The 17,222-nt window shown below is 30.2% G+C and carries 17 protein-coding genes; 2 read left to right on the top strand and 15 right to left on the bottom strand.

From position 1 onward, the window contains the following. Positions 1-393: 393 nt before the first annotated feature. Positions 394-1,539 carry a glycerate kinase family protein gene (locus BUB33_RS05065; RefSeq protein WP_072973881.1) on the bottom strand — a complete coding sequence of 382 codons (1,146 nt, stop codon included), beginning with the start codon at positions 1,537-1,539 and terminating at the stop codon, positions 394-396. Between the two features lie 46 nt (positions 1,540-1,585). Then, complete coding sequence (locus tag BUB33_RS05060) at positions 1,586-2,338, bottom strand: D-2-hydroxyacid dehydrogenase (protein WP_234949991.1); 753 nt, start codon at positions 2,336-2,338, stop codon at positions 1,586-1,588. A gap of 447 nt (positions 2,339-2,785) precedes the next feature. Between BUB33_RS05060 and BUB33_RS05055 the strand changes: the two genes are divergently transcribed. Continuing rightward, the gene (locus BUB33_RS05055; RefSeq protein ID WP_072974292.1) at positions 2,786-3,484 is read left to right on the top strand and encodes a cell wall hydrolase; all 699 of its coding nucleotides are present in this window, start codon (positions 2,786-2,788) and stop codon (positions 3,482-3,484) included. A 45-nt stretch (positions 3,485-3,529) separates the two neighbouring features. Here the strand turns inward: BUB33_RS05055 and BUB33_RS05050 are convergent, their stop codons facing one another. Together BUB33_RS05050 and BUB33_RS05045 are read right to left on the bottom strand one after the other, a co-directional pair. Then, on the bottom strand, positions 3,530-4,813 hold the full coding sequence (locus BUB33_RS05050; protein WP_072973879.1) for a purine-cytosine permease family protein: 1,284 nt from the start codon (positions 4,811-4,813) through the stop codon (positions 3,530-3,532). 98 nt (positions 4,814-4,911) lie between these two features. Next, a complete protein-coding gene (locus BUB33_RS05045; protein ID WP_072973878.1) occupies positions 4,912-6,042 on the bottom strand; it encodes a DUF917 domain-containing protein in 1,131 nt (376 codons plus the stop codon). Positions 6,043-6,312: 270 nt separating this feature from the next. On the opposite strand from BUB33_RS05045, the gene BUB33_RS05040 reads away from it, so the two are divergent. Then, positions 6,313-7,968: a PucR family transcriptional regulator gene (locus BUB33_RS05040; RefSeq protein ID WP_072973876.1), complete on the top strand. Its 1,656-nt coding sequence runs from the start codon at positions 6,313-6,315 to the stop codon at positions 7,966-7,968. Here BUB33_RS05040 and BUB33_RS05035 read toward each other — a convergent pair whose 3' ends face one another. The 11 genes from BUB33_RS05035 to BUB33_RS04995 all read right to left on the bottom strand — a co-directional run bounded on the left by BUB33_RS05035 (position 7,969) and on the right by BUB33_RS04995 (position 17,215). Further along, positions 7,969-8,148, bottom strand: coding sequence for a MerR family transcriptional regulator (locus tag BUB33_RS05035; protein WP_115322196.1), 180 nt, complete (start codon positions 8,146-8,148; stop codon positions 7,969-7,971). It lies immediately after the preceding gene. A gap of 346 nt (positions 8,149-8,494) precedes the next feature. Further along, the gene (locus BUB33_RS16010) at positions 8,495-8,647 is read right to left on the bottom strand and encodes a hypothetical protein (RefSeq protein WP_159429166.1); all 153 of its coding nucleotides are present in this window, start codon (positions 8,645-8,647) and stop codon (positions 8,495-8,497) included. A 561-nt stretch (positions 8,648-9,208) separates the two neighbouring features. Then, entirely contained in the window at positions 9,209-10,099 is an 891-nt protein-coding gene (locus tag BUB33_RS05030) for a DUF4367 domain-containing protein (protein ID WP_072973874.1), read from the bottom strand. Between the two features lie 2 nt (positions 10,100-10,101). Continuing rightward, entirely contained in the window at positions 10,102-10,638 is a 537-nt protein-coding gene (locus BUB33_RS05025) for an RNA polymerase sigma factor (RefSeq protein WP_072973872.1), read from the bottom strand. A 1,188-nt stretch (positions 10,639-11,826) separates the two neighbouring features. Continuing rightward, positions 11,827-11,913, bottom strand: coding sequence for a VOC family protein (locus tag BUB33_RS16880; RefSeq protein WP_234949990.1), 87 nt, complete (start codon positions 11,911-11,913; stop codon positions 11,827-11,829). 71 nt (positions 11,914-11,984) lie between these two features. Next, positions 11,985-12,347 (bottom strand): HD domain-containing protein, encoded by a 363-nt coding sequence (locus BUB33_RS05020; protein WP_200778132.1) that lies wholly within the window; start codon positions 12,345-12,347, stop codon positions 11,985-11,987. Between the two features lie 569 nt (positions 12,348-12,916). Further along, positions 12,917-13,639 carry a Cache 3/Cache 2 fusion domain-containing protein gene (locus tag BUB33_RS05015; RefSeq protein WP_072973870.1) on the bottom strand — a complete coding sequence of 241 codons (723 nt, stop codon included), beginning with the start codon at positions 13,637-13,639 and terminating at the stop codon, positions 12,917-12,919. Positions 13,640-13,704: 65 nt separating this feature from the next. Further along, positions 13,705-14,085 (bottom strand): hypothetical protein, encoded by a 381-nt coding sequence (locus BUB33_RS05010; RefSeq protein WP_072973868.1) that lies wholly within the window; start codon positions 14,083-14,085, stop codon positions 13,705-13,707. 10 nt (positions 14,086-14,095) lie between these two features. Then, positions 14,096-14,656 (bottom strand): hypothetical protein, encoded by a 561-nt coding sequence (locus tag BUB33_RS16305; protein ID WP_200778131.1) that lies wholly within the window; start codon positions 14,654-14,656, stop codon positions 14,096-14,098. Between the two features lie 551 nt (positions 14,657-15,207). After that, entirely contained in the window at positions 15,208-16,164 is a 957-nt protein-coding gene (locus BUB33_RS05000) for an ATP-binding cassette domain-containing protein (protein WP_072973865.1), read from the bottom strand. 4 nt (positions 16,165-16,168) lie between these two features. Continuing rightward, entirely contained in the window at positions 16,169-17,215 is a 1,047-nt protein-coding gene (locus BUB33_RS04995) for an ABC transporter ATP-binding protein (protein ID WP_072973862.1), read from the bottom strand. Positions 17,216-17,222 lie beyond the last annotated feature (7 nt).

The following is a 17,222-nucleotide window of genomic DNA, read 5'->3' as shown; positions in this document are numbered from 1 at the left end:
TATTTTTAACCTCTTATGCTTTATTTTGTCTTATATGATTTTATTTTTGTTAAGATCTTAATTATTTTATTTTTATAGCTATTAAATTTACACATATAAACAATGTACTTACAGTTCCCCCATGGAAAACAAAATATGATATTAATATCAATACATAGTAAAACCAAATTCAAATTAGCTTATGATTAACTAAATATTAATGTGTAAAATTCATCAAGAATAGTTAACATAGTATTCAAATTTTGTGTATACAGTATTATACTAACATCATATCTTGTATATTCCATATTTTTTAAGATACATTGAAATAATTTTTTGAAACTTCTTTTATATTCTATACTTTTATTTGTTTTCTTTTGAACAAAAGAAAAAAACAAAGCAAAAATAATTACCCTATTGATTTAAGTTCATCAACCTTATTATGTTTTCAGCTGTTTTTTCCATATTCTCTTGTCCTTTTTCTAATGCTTCTTCCAATGTGGTTATATCTCTTGTTATACTGAAAATAGAATCAATCCCCATAGTATATAAAGTTTCTATATTAGTTCCTACTCTACCTGCTAAGGCTACCACTGGTTTATTGTATTCTTTTGCAAGCCTTGCCACTCCAATAGGGGTTTTTCCAAATTGAGTTTGAAAGTCAATTGATCCTTCACCAGTCCATACCATATCTGCATAAGGTAATTTCTCTTCAAGCTTTGAATACTTAATTACCATATCAATGCCTTTATTTAATCTGCCATTTAAAAATGCCATAAGCCCTGCACCAAGTCCACCAGCCGCTCCTGCTCCTGACTCATATAAAACATCTATACCTAATTTCTCTTTTATTAAAATACCATAATGTCTCAAATTATTATCTAATACTTTCATAATTTCAGGGGTTGCTCCTTTTTGTAATCCAAATACATAGGAAGCCCCCTGCTTTCCACATAAAGGATTGTTCACATCACAAGCAACTTCTACAATAACATCCTTCAAACGATTATCAAAATTAGATAAATCAATTGTAACTAATTTATCTAATTCTCCTCCTCCAAATCCTAATTCCTTACCCTCTTTATCCAGAAATTTACCACCTAATGCTTGTACAACTCCTATCCCACCATCATTAGTTGCACTGCCGCCTATACCCATTAATAATTTTTTAACTCCATGATTTAAACAGGACTTTATAAGTTGTCCAGTACCATAAGTAGTAGTTATTAAAGGATTTCTTTTTTCAGAGGGTACCAAATGAATACCACTTGCACTAGCCATTTCTATTACTCCAGTTTCTCCATCTCCTAAAATACCATAACTTGCTTCTACTTCATTTCCTAATGGTCCTATTACTTCTACAGTATATATCTGTCCATTTGTAGCATCTACTAAGGACTGCATTGTTCCCTCTCCTCCATCAGCCATTGGAACATGTATACAACTAATACTATTATTTGCCTTTTTAATTCCTCTTTCCATAGCATGGCAGACCTCTTTAGCTGTCATACTTTCTTTAAATGAATCAGGTGCTAATAGAATAACAAAATCTTTTTTCATATTTAACCTCCGAATGTTATTCATAAATCTTTCACTTCAACTATAGTTAGTTTACTATATTAATGGGATTACCTGATATAAAAGCTTTTAAATTATCTACTGCTATATTCATAAGCCTTTGCCTGCTTTCTTTTGGTGCCCATGCAATATGAGGGGTAATAATTATATTTTTAGCACTAAGCAATGGATTATCTAACTTAATAGGTTCTGATGATACTACGTCACATGCTGCTCCTGCTACCTTCCCAGCATTTAAGGCATCTCTTAAATCTTCTTCTACAATTAATTGACCACGAGAAGTATTGATTATCATAACTCCATCCTTCATCTTATTAATTGTATCTTTATTAATTATGCCCTTTGTTTCTGGAAAAAGCGGACAATGTAAAGAGATGACATCTGATTTTTCCAAAAGTTCCTCTAAATCAGCATATTTACAAGTTTCTGTTTCAAGCTCTGATCTTCTATTATTACTAAATGCCAAAATATTCATCCCTAATGCTTGTGCAATTTTAGCAGTTCTTTGACCAATTCTGCCGAATCCTATAATGCCCATAGTCTTTCCATCAAGCTCAACCATTGGGTGATTCCAAAAACACCAGTCCATATTATTTGTCCATTCACCATTCTTTACCTCATCTGAATGTTCACCCACATGATGACAAAGTTCCAATAATAGAGCCATTGCAAATTGTGCAACTGCATTAGTACCATAAGTTGGAATATTGCAAACAGGAATATTTTTATTCTTTGCAGCTATTATATCTATATTGTTATATCCTGTTGCAAGTTCACCAATAAACTTTATATTAGGGCATGAATCTAAAATTTCTTTTGTAATTTAGCTCGTCCCAACTCAAGTCTCCTGGATTTAAAGTATATCCGTCTAAAACTACAATTTTCATAATATACACCTCATTAAATTTATATTTATATAGTTAGAAGCAAAAATAACTTCTTATACCCATATCCTTAAACCACATAAGTATCTCAATTTTTTTAACATATATCTATTATATTCTATATTTAATCTTATAACCATATTTGTTATACTTTCTTCCAAATATACAATTTTTGGTATATTAACTTTTTGGGTTTACATAATAAAGATACTCTTATATAATATTCCATATTGCATGCAATCATAACTGCTGAATCCTAAATATTATAAGTAGGTAGGGAACCTTCTATCCCAAGCCCGTCAGCTAACTTCGGAAGCATTATTACGGAAGGAGTGTGTATGCCAATGAAAGGAAAAAAAGTATTATCAGTCTTGATAGTTTTAACATTGTTATTGGTACCAATAAGCAAAGTATTTGCAAGGGAAAGTTATATAACTTTAAAATTTGGCAACAAAGGAAAAGCAGTTTCTAAGCTTCAACAGGCATTAAAAAATCATGGATATTATAGAATTTCCATAGATGGTGTCTATGGTAAATCAACTGAAAAAGCTGTTGTTAATTTTCAAAAGGATAATAAATTAGTAATTGATGGTATTGCAGGAAAACAAACCCAAGAAACTCTATATAGTAAATCTACTACAGTTTCAAGAGGAACCACTTCCTCTAGAACACACAGCAATGATGACATACTTTGGCTGGCTAGAATAATTGAAGCAGAAGCAGGAGGAGAGTCATATAAAGGCAAAGTAGCTGTTGGAAGCGTTATTCTTAATAGAGTTAATTCTAAAGAATTTCCTAATACTATATATGGTGTAATCTTTGAGTATTATGGCAAAATACCTCAATTTAGTCCAGTGGCTGAAGGAACAATATATAATAATCCATCACAGGATAGTATAAAAGCAGCTAAGGATGCTCTAAGTGGAGCAAAACCAGTAGGAAATTCAACATATTTCTTTAACCCATCCAAAGCAGCTGGAACTTGGATCGTAAAGAACAAGACCTATGTAACAAAAATAGGTGGACATAGTTTTTATGCGTAACTAATACCCTGCAAGGAGTTTCTTGCAGGGTATTAGTTATTATATTTAATCATTAGTATTAGATTTTTTTAACATAGTCGATAAAATTATATATATAATAATAGATATTAATATTGAATTTATTGCCGTAGAACCGAATTTAAATATATATGAAAATAATCCCCCTACAATTACTGAAATGAAAGCAATTGGCTTTATTTTTTCATATTCATGTTCTCCATCAAACTTATATTTTTCTTGCTCCTTTAATATATAGTAATCAGCTATTAGTACACCACCAAAAGGAGGTAAAAATGTACCTAATAATTCTAAGAAATAAATAAAATAATTTTGTATCCCCACTGTAGCAATTAAAGTAAAAATAATTCCACAAACTGCAGTAATCTTATGCTTATTAACTCCAGGCTTTATATTGATAATTCCTAAAGCAGCAGAATATAAGTTATTATCGTTACTTGTCCATTGTCCAAGTATTACTATCATCAAAGCCATGGTTCCTAAACCTAAAATGATTAAGCCGTCCATAATAGTTGATGCCATAGTAGCCTTTGCTATTACTAAACCACCCCAGTTAGCAACTGCAAATATTATCATAGCAATAACAATACCAATTCCATTATGCTTTGGTGATTTAGCATATCTAGAAATATCTGGCTGTAAAATAGCTCCTGTAATCCAGCCTCCCACAACTATAGTTATACCTATTCCTAAAGAAGCTGGATTATCAACACTAGATTGAACAATAGCACTATATCCATATTGGTTGATGGCATGAATACCAGAATATAGACACATTCCCAACAGCAAAGGAGATGCAATCATACTCAAAGCTGTCATACCTTTAAAACCAACAATAGCTGTGGACATCATCAGTATACCACCCCATAAAGTAGCTATTTTAGGATCTGCCCACTTTGCATTAGGTACTAATAGATGAATAGTTTCCCCAAAATATCCACATTGGTAAGAAAACCAACCCAACATTGAAATGGCAAATACTAAGCCTACAATCTTTGAACCTTCTCTTCCAAAGGGTTTCCTAGCCAACATTGAGAAAGACACACCTTTGCTGGCACCAATCCCTCCAGTAAAAGCTGCTATAATTCCAAGAATAATACAGCCTATAACTATTGATAAGACAGCATCTCTATAAGACAATGTTTGAGCTAAAGATGCACCTGTATAAAGTGTAGACATAGCTACTGCCATTCCAGTAGTAACTACTGCAATATTTATCTGTGAGCGTCTTTTATCAATAGGTACTGGTCTATCAGGATAATCATAAAATTGGTCTTCCTTCTCTTCATTATATTTTAACTTATCATCCACTTAGTTTCCCTCCCATTTTAAAGTTTAAAATCAGTATAAGTAAACTTAAATTTTGATATAGGTTATCTCAATATATTTCATCAAGATAACCTTATCAATTAAAGGCGTTCTTCTATAGGCTTATAATCTATATCATATCCAAAGTATCTTGGTCCTAATACTCCAATTCCCTTTTCTGTTTTAAATATTTCTCTTGCTTTTAAACCAATAACACAGACTTCATCACCAACTTTTAATAATGGATTAGCATATGGCTCACCAGTTTTAGCATCTACTACAACAATTATATCGGGACTTGTTATAATAGGTTTATCGTTTTTCCACATTATATGATTTTCGTTTTTAAACCAGATTTTATATATATTATCCTTAAATCCTTCTTTACCAGTAATGGTATGGGTTCCCCAGTAATATCCTAGTTTATCCTCAGTATCCTTTCCAGTTACTGTACCTTTTACTAATAGGTATCCATCTAATTTTTTAATTATTTCTTCAATAGGATTAAATCCCTTTTCTCTGGATTCTCTTATCATTTTTCCTAATTCATAACATTCAGTAAGAGTACCAGGGATGATAGTTTCTTTCATCTCTTTACCAGTCATTAGGAACCCAGCTTGACCAGCTAATCCATATGCTCCTGAAGCTATTAGTTTTCCTATCCTCTCTACCATTCTATAATTAATAGCTTTATCAATTATACAAATGTTATCAAATTCATCTACAGATGCTACTGGCCATAAAACCTTTCCATTTATATAAGGTGTTGTCTGCAAAATTTCTGGTATAGCTCTTCCAGTATAATCTCCATCTACGCAAGGAATTCCGTTTAATATCCCTGCAGCCAAAGGCCCTGGCGTATTAGCTCCGCCTAACTCAATAGGCACCACAGCTCCTATTTTCTTTCCTGTATACTTTGAAAGTTCAGCCACTGCTTTACCTAATCTCTCTTTTTCTTTATTAATAGAATCAGTTAATCCAAATCTTTCCATTTCCTTCTTTACTTCATCTGTATGAGGAGCAATAGAACCCATTAAAAATGGACATACTGTTATAGTATCATCATCTATTTCATTTACATCTATCCATCCAACTTCATTTCCCTTTTCGATTTCTGACATCAATGAATCTATTCCATTACTTGGTAATCCTCCACCTCCAGTTCCATAAAATGTGCAACCTCTTACGAAATCTTCTACTTCTACCCTATTTGTTAGCCTTTTTGTTGCCATTATTTAAGCCTCCTTTTAATCACTTATCTTATGAATTTACCTTACTTATTTTTCTATGATATAATCATACTATAGTTTAAAATGTGTATGTGCACATAAATTTTGATATTGCCTGTGCTACATATACATTCGTGTATTATCTAACTAAAGTAATCTTCCCATGGAATTTGTACTGAAAAAGATACAGTAGTATGATAATGATATGCTTTTACAAATAAACTATATTAAAGATTAATTCTTGGGCTAATCTAAATCATTAGGAGTGATCTTATGCTTGAGTTAAATGAAATAATGAAACTAGATATTATGAAAGGGGCAAAAATTTTATCTGGTAAGAAAAATCTAAATAATAAAATACGAAGTGTAAGTGTATTAGAGATTCCCGAAGCAACACCATTTATAAAGGATTCTGAATTATTGATATCTGCCTTTTACTCCATACGTACAGATATAAAAAAACAGATAGAAGTTATCAAGATGTTAAAAAACGTTGGATCAAGTGGTCTTATTCTATCCCATGTAGGATTAATATTAGATAGAGTTTCCCAAGAACTTATAGATATTTGCGAAGAACTGGATTTTCCTCTTATTTTAGCTCCAGCTGATTTAGCCTATATTGATATTATTTCACCTATTATGGATACTCTATTATATAATCATAATAAAGAATTAAAACAGACATTGAAAATATATGATATTATGTCAGAGACAATAATAGATAAGCAAGATCCTACAAATATTTTAGAGACACTTTATGACCTAATAAATAGACCTATACTCTATTTTGATTGCAATCAGGATTGTGTCTTTCAGAAAAGCATTGATAAAGAAAGAGAAGAAGTAAAATCCTTTATTATAGAACAAATAAATAATAATTTTAATACTTTTCTAGATAAAAAAGATGTATATATCAATTATAAAGATGACGTAATTCAATGGCTGCTAACACCTATAATAAGTAATTTTAGATATTATGGTATATTGGCAATATTCCTTCCTACAAAATTAAATGATTTAGATTGGATAGCAATTAATCAAACTAAAAACTTTATATCAATAGTAACCTTAAACAATATAAATAGAAGGGATTATAAAATATCCGTAAAAAAGGAATTTATTATTGACTTAATAAGCAAAGAGCCAGTTAATGAAGAAATGACTATAAAAAGAGGCTTAGGACTAGGCTATAATATTGACCTATTAAAATTAGCCATTGTAATAGATATATATGATTTTAACTCGTTATCAGAAAATAGATCTGAATACTATTTGATTCAACTTAAAAAAGATATTTTCCAAACTGTTGAAAATAATATCTCTATGAAATCTAATGAGTACATTATTATAGACTATAGTGATAAGATTATTTTATTATTATATAAGGATATAGATGAGAAAACCACAAAGGAAAAAGCCCTTAAAATAAGCAATTATCTTATAGAAAAAATAAAAACTACAAATAAGATTGATGTTTCTATTGGTATAGGTAAATACTATGAAAAATTTAAGTATATCTATAAAAGTTATAATGAAGCACAGACTGCAATAAAAATCTCTAATAAATTATTTTCAGTACCTCAATGTACTTCCTATAATGAAATTGAAATATATCATTCTATCCTTGAAAATGCAGACTTTAACTGGGTAAATAAAATCATCAAGGAACTATTTGGCAAGCTTATAGAATATGATAATGTAAATGACTCAGAACTTTTATATACACTAATTAAGCTTCTAGAAAATAATCTCAATACAAAAATGACAGCAAAAGAATTATTTATCCATAAAAATACAATAGCACAACGAAAGAATAAGATCATAGAGATTCTAGAAGTAGATCCATTTACTTATCCTAATATAACAAAATATACTTTAGCAGCCTTGTTGTATAAATATTTCCATAATAATTTCTTGAAAAACAATTAATTATAAATTCAATAATTTAAAATCTAATGCTGATATATAAAGTTTATTAATGTCTCCATAATAGCCATAGCCATTTTCAGCCACCCTTTCTGGCATTAATAATCTAATTTTATAATAATGGTACAATGTATTAATTGATACACCAGAAACTTTAGCTACACCATGTACTGTATATACCACTTAGCACCACCTCATAATTAAGTATAAACCCTTACCTTAGGTTGTGGTTAAATCATTTTAAAAATACTTTTATATAGAATCTCTGTATAGATTAAAGGAATACACGCAAAATCTTACACTAACTATCACAAACGCCTAAAGTGCAATAGTGTATGGTATCATTCCATGATTATTAACCACAGCTCTCTCTAAACTTATTGCCTAGTCAACAGGATTGATTTTTCTTATCCATTTTGACATTAATTCCTTGGACATAAATGCAACATACTTTTCTCCAATTTCTTCATATTGGACTTTTGAATATAAATTTCTTTACTATCTTGTTTTTCTCGTTCCCACTATGTCATCACTGAAATAAGCCCTGCCATCTACTTTTTGCCTTTTCACCACAATACATCATTGAAATTATAGCTTTCTGCAAATCATATCTAACTCTGCTCGTGTTGTTGGACAAGCATGGCATAGGTAATACATTAGATTTTTCAATTGTTTCACTCACTCACAATCCATGCTACGACTTCGACATGTCTTGAGAAGATAATAATGATGTCATAGGAAGATGGTAAACCCTTGGTTTATATATTATTATAACACACCTATCTTCTCATCTTGAGACCTCCACTTTTTGGTAAAGTTATACTCTAAGTTGAAAATTCAAGATACTCTAAATCATGTATTTTATTAGTTTTTCAATTAACCTTTTCGCATTTTATATAAACCTTATAATTTCTTTATAATTAGATGCTAAACTATATATAGCAATTTATGAGGAGGGTTATTATATGACTTTAGAGAACAGTACAAAAGAAGCCAAAGGGTGCTATTATTAATTTCAGTTTAAAAGCAAAATAAGCTTACTTTTATAAGTCCGACTTATAAAAATAAGCTTTTTGCCCTAGTATTAGAGGATTTCACTCCTTCTTTCCGGATAATTTTATTTCCCACATAATACATCTGACATTTATAAAGTGAAATCCATTTTTCTCCTTAAAAACTTGATTAATTCAATGATTTAAAAATATATAATCTTCTTAATTAATAACTACTGGATTTTCCATGACTACTTTATTGATTCAGCAATTTTCACATTTTCGTCTCTTCCAAAATTAGTGTACATTAAATATCTTACACCATTTGTTTCCCAAACAATTCCCTCATCTCCTATAATAGCTTCTTCACCATTTATTTTTACTTTTTGAACATTGTTAAAAAATGTTTCACTGGATGATTCTTCACATATATAGGTCTGAAATATGGATACTATTTCTTCTGTTTTGTTATTTATATAATATACGCCACATCCCCCATCAAAAATCTTTCCATTATCATCTTTATAAAACTCAACATAATCAAATTCAAATCTTTCTGGCAAATAAGCTGGTAACTTTATATCAAAACAAGTATATCCATTTATTTTCTTAGGATCTTTAACTATTACATCATCAACTAGATGCTCTTTTGCATTTTTCTCCATATTTTCTTTTTGTACTGCCTCTGTTATCAATGTTCCATCAGAATCTATTCCAAAAACCTTTTCTCCATTTCCATTATACATTTCATCTTTGTTATCCAATGTAATCTTTTTTATTATATTTCCATCTTTATCAAATATTTTTCCTTTAGCTACTTCAGGTATTTCTTGGTCCTTCCACTTAATATCTTGGCTTTCAAATATTGTTATATTGTTTAGAGATAGAGATCTAATAATTTTATCTACCAACTCTTGTGCAAAAGCTGTTTGCATGGTTATTGTCAATGCACATAAAACAGATGCAGCTATAATGCCTGCTTTTTTCATATTTGTTGTCTTTTTCATATTTTCTTCCTCTCTATTTTTGATAACACTTAATATATTGTCAAATTCTTTGTTAATATCTTCTGGTATTTTGTTCAATTCTTTCTTAAATTTTTCTTTCATCTTAGCATCAAACATTTTATCATTATTCACCATAATTAATAATCCTCCCCTAATGTTTCTTTTAGCTTTGATCTAGCCCTACTAAGCCTTGATTTGACTGTCCCTTGTGAAATATTTAAAATTTTCGATATATCCTTAACTGAAATATCTTCAAAATAGAATAACGTAATCAATATCCGTAATTCTTCATCTAATAAATTTATTGCTCTAACTAAATCCATATTTTTATAATCATCGGTATATTGTTCCCCTACATCTCCAACATTTTCATCTAAAAACATATTTCCTTTGTTTTTCCTCAATATTTGATTACACTCATTGATTAATATTCTTATCAACCAAGTTTTAAAATACTCATCTTTTTTCAAGGTACGAACATTCTGAAATGCTTTAATCAATGTATTTTGAATAGCATCTTTTATATCTTCTTCATTTTTCAAAATTCCTCTAGCCACTCTATAAATGTTTAATCTATTTTCATCTATAAGTGCTAAAAATGCTTCATTATCTCCTTTCTTCGCTTTATATACTTTTGTCTTTTTTCTATATTTAGAAAATGATATTAGTTCCATTTTGTCCTCCTATTCCTCTTTTACTTAGCTAAGTATTACACTTATTAGATGGATAACAATCATATATGGTTCTCTATATTTTATTTTTTTAATATTAGCGTAAAATAATATGACCTCTGCCATTTAAATCTATTTCTTTTCTATTGATAATACGCACTACCACTTTAGACTCTTCGCTTTGGATCCTTGCATTTTGGCAAGTCCCCCTTCACACAACTATTCATTTTATTATATTATCATAAGTCTTATTCTTGTATAAAAGATAAAATAAAAAATCAGATTGTTCAGATTTTCTATGATTATATGGTTCTAATATAGTGCTATTATCAACACCCCGTAAAAACTCCCATCGGTTTTCACCAGATAATTCATAATACCACTGCTGCTGCAATATCCAAAACTTACAGGTACAACAAGTCCTGGAAGAATAAAGTCCGTATAGTTTTCACTTCCAATAACCTGCATGGACTGTCCAACAACAGCACTATATGAAACCAACCAAAGTATATTATGTAAAATAAACTTATTCCTCGCTTTTTGTGTCCTCTTTTGTAAACTCTACCTTCCTGCAATAAAATTTTCTTATCAAGTTGATTTGAGTTTAGTTCATAAAAAATCCGAAAGCACAGAACTTCCGTCTTCTTCACCCAAACTGTAAAATGGTATAGGAATCGAACCCTAGGTGGAGGTTATTCTAAATCATTTGAGAGCAACCATCAAATAGACCAGAATATTAGTTAATCTAACGCAGGACGGACTTTAAGAGCGTATGCCCGTTGTCTTCGTTATTGCTCCATTTAGATACGGTGAAGAAGTGGACTAAATAAACGCAGGGTAGTAATTTTATTTTTCACCGTAATTCCTTCCTTTATGTTTTCAGCTATAAAAAGAGGGCTAAATTTATTTGGTCTGATATGCTAACCTAAAAACTTATCCTCCTTTATTTTCTGTATTTAGTTTTGCAAAAGGAAAACACTAAGACTTTTACATCTCAGTGCTATTGATATTTTTGAATTTAATTCTAAAGATAATATAATTGTTCTTTTGGCTCTCTAGCAAATTCTATGCTCTTTTCTATCATTTCGTTATAATCTCTTCAAGAGTTATCTGTTCCAAGAAATAAAAAAACCCGTCCTCCCGCCTGATTTCCGATAAATTTATCTTGTTCAGGTTGGTATGTATCTTCCATTAGTGTAAAATGAAGTTTTTTGTATAAAATTCTATAGCTTTATCATAGTCTTTTACTACTAAAGCAACGTGTACAACAGATTGAATTATTTTTATTTACCTCACTTTCTATACAGAATATAAATTACCTAACATAATATGAGAACTATGTCTTAACTTTACTTAATGCCATCTATCTCTAACATTAACCTATTAAAATAATCTTCCATAAATTTAAGTCTTTCTTTTCCAATTTCTTTAGCCTTTTTTGTATACAATTTATTGGGAATTTTTTTTAACTTCACTTTATACTCAATGAAAGGTGTATGTTTTGAGATATCTTTTAACCGTCCTTTTTCAACAGTATTAGATTCGAGATAGTCATTAAGTGGCTCGTTTGCTATTAATCTTTGTCCAAACTGTCCTGCTAACATAAAAGTACGTGCAATTTCACTACCCAAGATAGCATGGTCAAGTTCTCCTGTTTTATCTTTACTCTCTTCTACTCTAGCAATATCATGCAACAATGCTGATGGAATCATAAAATTATTCTATTTCTTCCCTGCTGTAACTTGTTGCCAATCACATCTCACTCTGCTCGTGTTATTGGACAAGCATAGCATAGGTCATAAATCAGATTTTTCAATTGTTTCATTCCCTCACAATCCATGCTACAACTTCAACATGTCTTGAAAAGATAATAATGGTGGCGGAAATATATAGTCCTCCCTTAGTAGCAGAATATATTTCCAAATTAGAATTTCCATCTAAATCATGATATATCACCCTATATTTTTTATACCAATTTCATCACTTTAGCCCACATCTATAGCATATTATAATTTCCATTATTTTCTTATAGCCTTTTTACAAACTCAGCCATAACTAACCACCATTCTGCCAAGAAAGATATAAGTCAAAGAATAGACAAAATCTTTTTAGCTATTTCATTCATTTTCATCAACTATTATTGATATATAATAAAGATTAGTATAACTATTAACAATAGATGTAGTTTATACTAATCTTTTAAATTTGCTAACTATTATTTTAATTTATTGTAGATTTTCTCTAAATCTTATTTGTCTATATCATCTTAAATTAGAAATAGTTATTCACATATATCAGGAAGTTCATTTGAGGTGTCTGTTTTATTACTATTGAATTTCATACCCACCACTGATGCACTGACCAGTGCAATTAATGAACCTAGTGAAATAGCTCTTAATACAATAATTAATATATTGATTTTACTCATTTTTGCATCATGTAATTTTATAATATTATCCAATATTTTTGTTGGCATCCCTACAAATAGTAACCCTATTACATTATTATTTTTATCCTTTATGGGCTGGTATGCAGTATAATAACTTTCACCTAGTATTTCTGCCTCCCCTATATACAACTCACCATTTATTACTGTTTGATATGCATTATGATCAGTTCCTAAAAATGTACCTATTGCTCTTTCGTTTTCGTCAGACATAATATTTGTTGAAATTCTTTTAAAGTCATCTTTAACCTTAACAAAAATAGTAGACTTATCTCCTAAGTCTTCTAATACAGTATCTACCACCCCAAACCTACCTTCTATACTATTGCCATCACTATCAAGTAAAGTTCCATCTCCTTGAGTTAATGTCCCATAAGAGTTATTGATATATTTCATCGTTAAATTTATATTATTTTCAACATGCTTTTTTAACAATTGATTCTTAATATCATTTATATTTTTTGTACTGTTTGAAAATCCTAATAAACCTACAATCATACTAGCTAATAAAGCTATCATCCCACAATATGCTATTAACTTTGTTTTATTAATTTTCATAAATTACTCCCTCCGTTTTACCATTTACACTCCCCACTTTATATAACAAATATTTATTCCTAAGACTATTCATCTAATCCTACAAACACTTTCTTAAAACCTAGCCATGCAAAACATGATATAGCAGCTATTGTTCCCAGCCTTCCGCCAATACCTATATATGCACTTCTAGCTGCTATAAACAGTATTCCTGTCATTAAAGATATTACAGCCATTTCTAAAAGATTTAGTGCATTCTCAAGAGAAATCATTCCAGCATAAGAAGAACAAGCTGCAGCTGTTGCTAATACATTCCCCATTAAAGGAAAAAAATAGGGAAGCATAAGCCCAGATACTAAAGTTATGATGGCTGAAGCAATAACCGCTCCTCTCTTTAAAATATTGGATACTATATAGGTAGCCATACCTGCAACTATTGATATTATTAAAATGATTACTTCTTCCATGAAATACCTCCTAACTAAAAATCCTCATTATTGTTTTCGCAATTATTGTAGACAACGCCGCCGTAGTTCCACCTTTTCCACCAATACCTGCATAAATTTCTACAGTAGTTAAAAGAATTAATCCCACTATTAAACTTCCTAGTGCAGCTGCTGCCATAGAGGGTATTACTGCCAATGAACTCATTCCAACAAAGGATGATGTATATGTTATACCTGCCAAATCATTTGGAAGAAATATGGCAGCCATTACACCTACTAATCCATTAGCAATAACTGCTCCATATCCCATCTTATGATTTATAAACCATGTTAAAGTAACCCCTATAAATGAACATATTAAAACATATAAACTTCTCTTATTAAATTTAATTTTATCGTCTTTTCCTATTAATTTTTTAAAATGATCTGCTAAACTTATAGCAAAAAAACAGCCAAAAATTATTAAAATTTCTGTCTTATAAAAATTTTCTTCATTAGCGGCTGTTGAAATAATTAATCCCCCTCCAGTTGCAATAAAAGCCATTAATCCTAATAGCCTTCTACTCCTTTTACTAAATAACTTTCTATTCATTTTGTCGCTACCAAAGATTTATAAAATTCTATAATTTAAGTGTTTTTCTATTATCTAATTCCTTGGTAACTTCCTCCCTTTTATTTGTTTTATATTTTTCAATATTTGGCAAATGATTATCAAGTGCCATTATGCTATATACCTTTAGTTTAATTTATATTCATTTAGAAAGCAATATTGAATTAAATTTCCTTAAATTATAAAAAGAAAAAATGTTAATGTAAGTCTAATAAAGTCTTTACTTCTAGTCTTTCTATCCTATATATTGAAGATTACCATAGAACAATAATCTTTAAGATAGTCAAAATATATAAAACCCACATATGATTATTGTACTAATTGTATGAATAATGTTTTTATATTGGTTTTCCATATAGTTCACCCTAGTTTATTACATAATTTGAAAATTCTTTGATTATATTATTGCCTTTAGTGTCAATATAAAATAAGTTTTAAATCTAATTGGAGATGAATTTATTTCTAATGAATATAAAAAAATACACCTTAATAGAAATATACATCTTTCTAAGGTGTATTTAAAATCATCAATATTATTCTATATTAGTTGCATCTATTGCATCAATTTCTTTTCTATATTGTTCAAGCTCACGTTGATTTCCATAGATAAAATGTCCTTCAATAATTTCTTCCCAAACTGGTTTATCTACAGAATAATCATGAACTGACGGATCATAAACAATTAGCTTTTTATTCTTTTCTATTTCTGGATCTGGCTGTGGTACTGCTGATAGTAAGGCTTTTGTATATGGATGTAAAGGATGTCTAAATAATTCTTCAGATTCTGCCAATTCCACTATTCTTCCTTTACTTATAACTGCAATTCTATCAGATATAAAACGTACTACAGATAAATCATGAGAAATAAATAAATAAGTTAATCCTTTATCCTTTTTAAGTTCATTTAGTAAATTAAGAACCTGTGCACGAATAGAAACATCTAATGCTGATATGGGTTCATCTGCTACTATAAACTCTGGTTCCATAACTAAGGCTCTTGCTATACCAATACGTTGTCTTTGACCTCCTGAAAATTCATGTGGAAAACGAGAAGCAAATTCTGGCAAAAGACCTACTTCAAGTAAGGCATTTCGAACCTTTTCTCCACGATCCTTCTCATCTTTATATAGGTGGAAATTTAACAACCCTTCTGATATTATATATTCAACTTTTGCTCTTTCATTTAGAGAAGCCATAGGATCTTGAAATATCATCTGACATTTTCTAATAACTTCTTCATCTAATTCTTTAGAAATTTTACCATTTATCCTTCGACCTTTAAAATAAATCTCACCTGATGATGTTGGGTTTAATCTTAATATAGCACGACCTATAGTAGTCTTTCCAGAACCCGACTCCCCTACTAAAGAAAAGGTTTCACCTTTATAAATATGAAAATTAACATCATCTACTGCTACAAATTTTTTTTTACCTTTTCCAAACGTTATTTGTAAATTTTTTAGTTCAACTAACTTTTCTCTTTCTGCCATCCCCTTAACTCCTCTCTATCTTATGATTATGAGCACGCAATCTTTTAATAGTCTCTGGCTGTTCTATCTTTGGAGCTCTTGGATCTAAATACCAAGTTTTTGCCTTATGAGTTTCGGATATACTAAAAAATGGTGGTTCCTTTACAAAATCTATTGCTAATGCTCTTTTATTACGAGGAGCAAATGCATCACCTTTTATTTCATGGAATAAATTTGGTGGAGTTCCCTCTATTGATGGCAATGCTTCACCTTTTACAGTTAACTGAGGTAGTGATGACAACAATGCCCAAGTATATGGATGCCATGCATTGTAAAATATCTCATTTAAAAGTCCATATTCTACTATCTGACCAGCATACATAACTGCTACACGTTCAGCTACATTGGCTACAACTCCTAAATCATGAGTTATATATATAACTGTCATATTCAATTCTCTCTGTAAACTACGAATTAAATCCAGTATCTGTGCTTGAATTGTAACATCTAAAGCCGTTGTTGGCTCATCACAAATTAATATCTTGGGAAGACAAGCCACTGCTATTGCAATAACTACACGCTGTCTCATACCACCTGAAAATTCATGTGGATACTGATTGTAACGACGTTCTGGATCATCAATTCCTACTTTGGCTAGCATATTAATGGCAATTTTCTTAGCATCTTCTCCCTTTAAACCTTGATGTAACTCTACACTTTCCTGAATCTGCTTTCCTATAATCTTTAATGGGTTAAGTGAGGTCATAGGATCTTGCATTACCATAGCTATCTCTTTACCTCTAATATTAAGCCATTCTTTCTCTGTTTTATATTTTGAAATATCTTCTCCTTTATACATAATAGATCCATTAGTGACACTACCATTAGCATCTAACATACCTACAAAGGATTTTGTAAATACTGATTTTCCCGAACCTGATTCTCCTACAATTGCTAATGTTTCACCTTCATATAAATCTAGAGAACAGTTACGGATTGCATTTAATTTTTGTCCGCGTAGACTAAATTGAATTTCCAAATCTCTTATGGATAAAATTGGTTCCTTTTTCATTAATTCT

It is taken from the genome of Tissierella praeacuta DSM 18095, from assembly GCF_900128955.1.
In the GTDB taxonomy this organism is placed as follows: Bacteria; Bacillota; Clostridia; order Tissierellales; family Tissierellaceae; genus Tissierella; species Tissierella praeacuta.
This window is presented reverse-complemented; position numbering and strand designations above follow the sequence as displayed.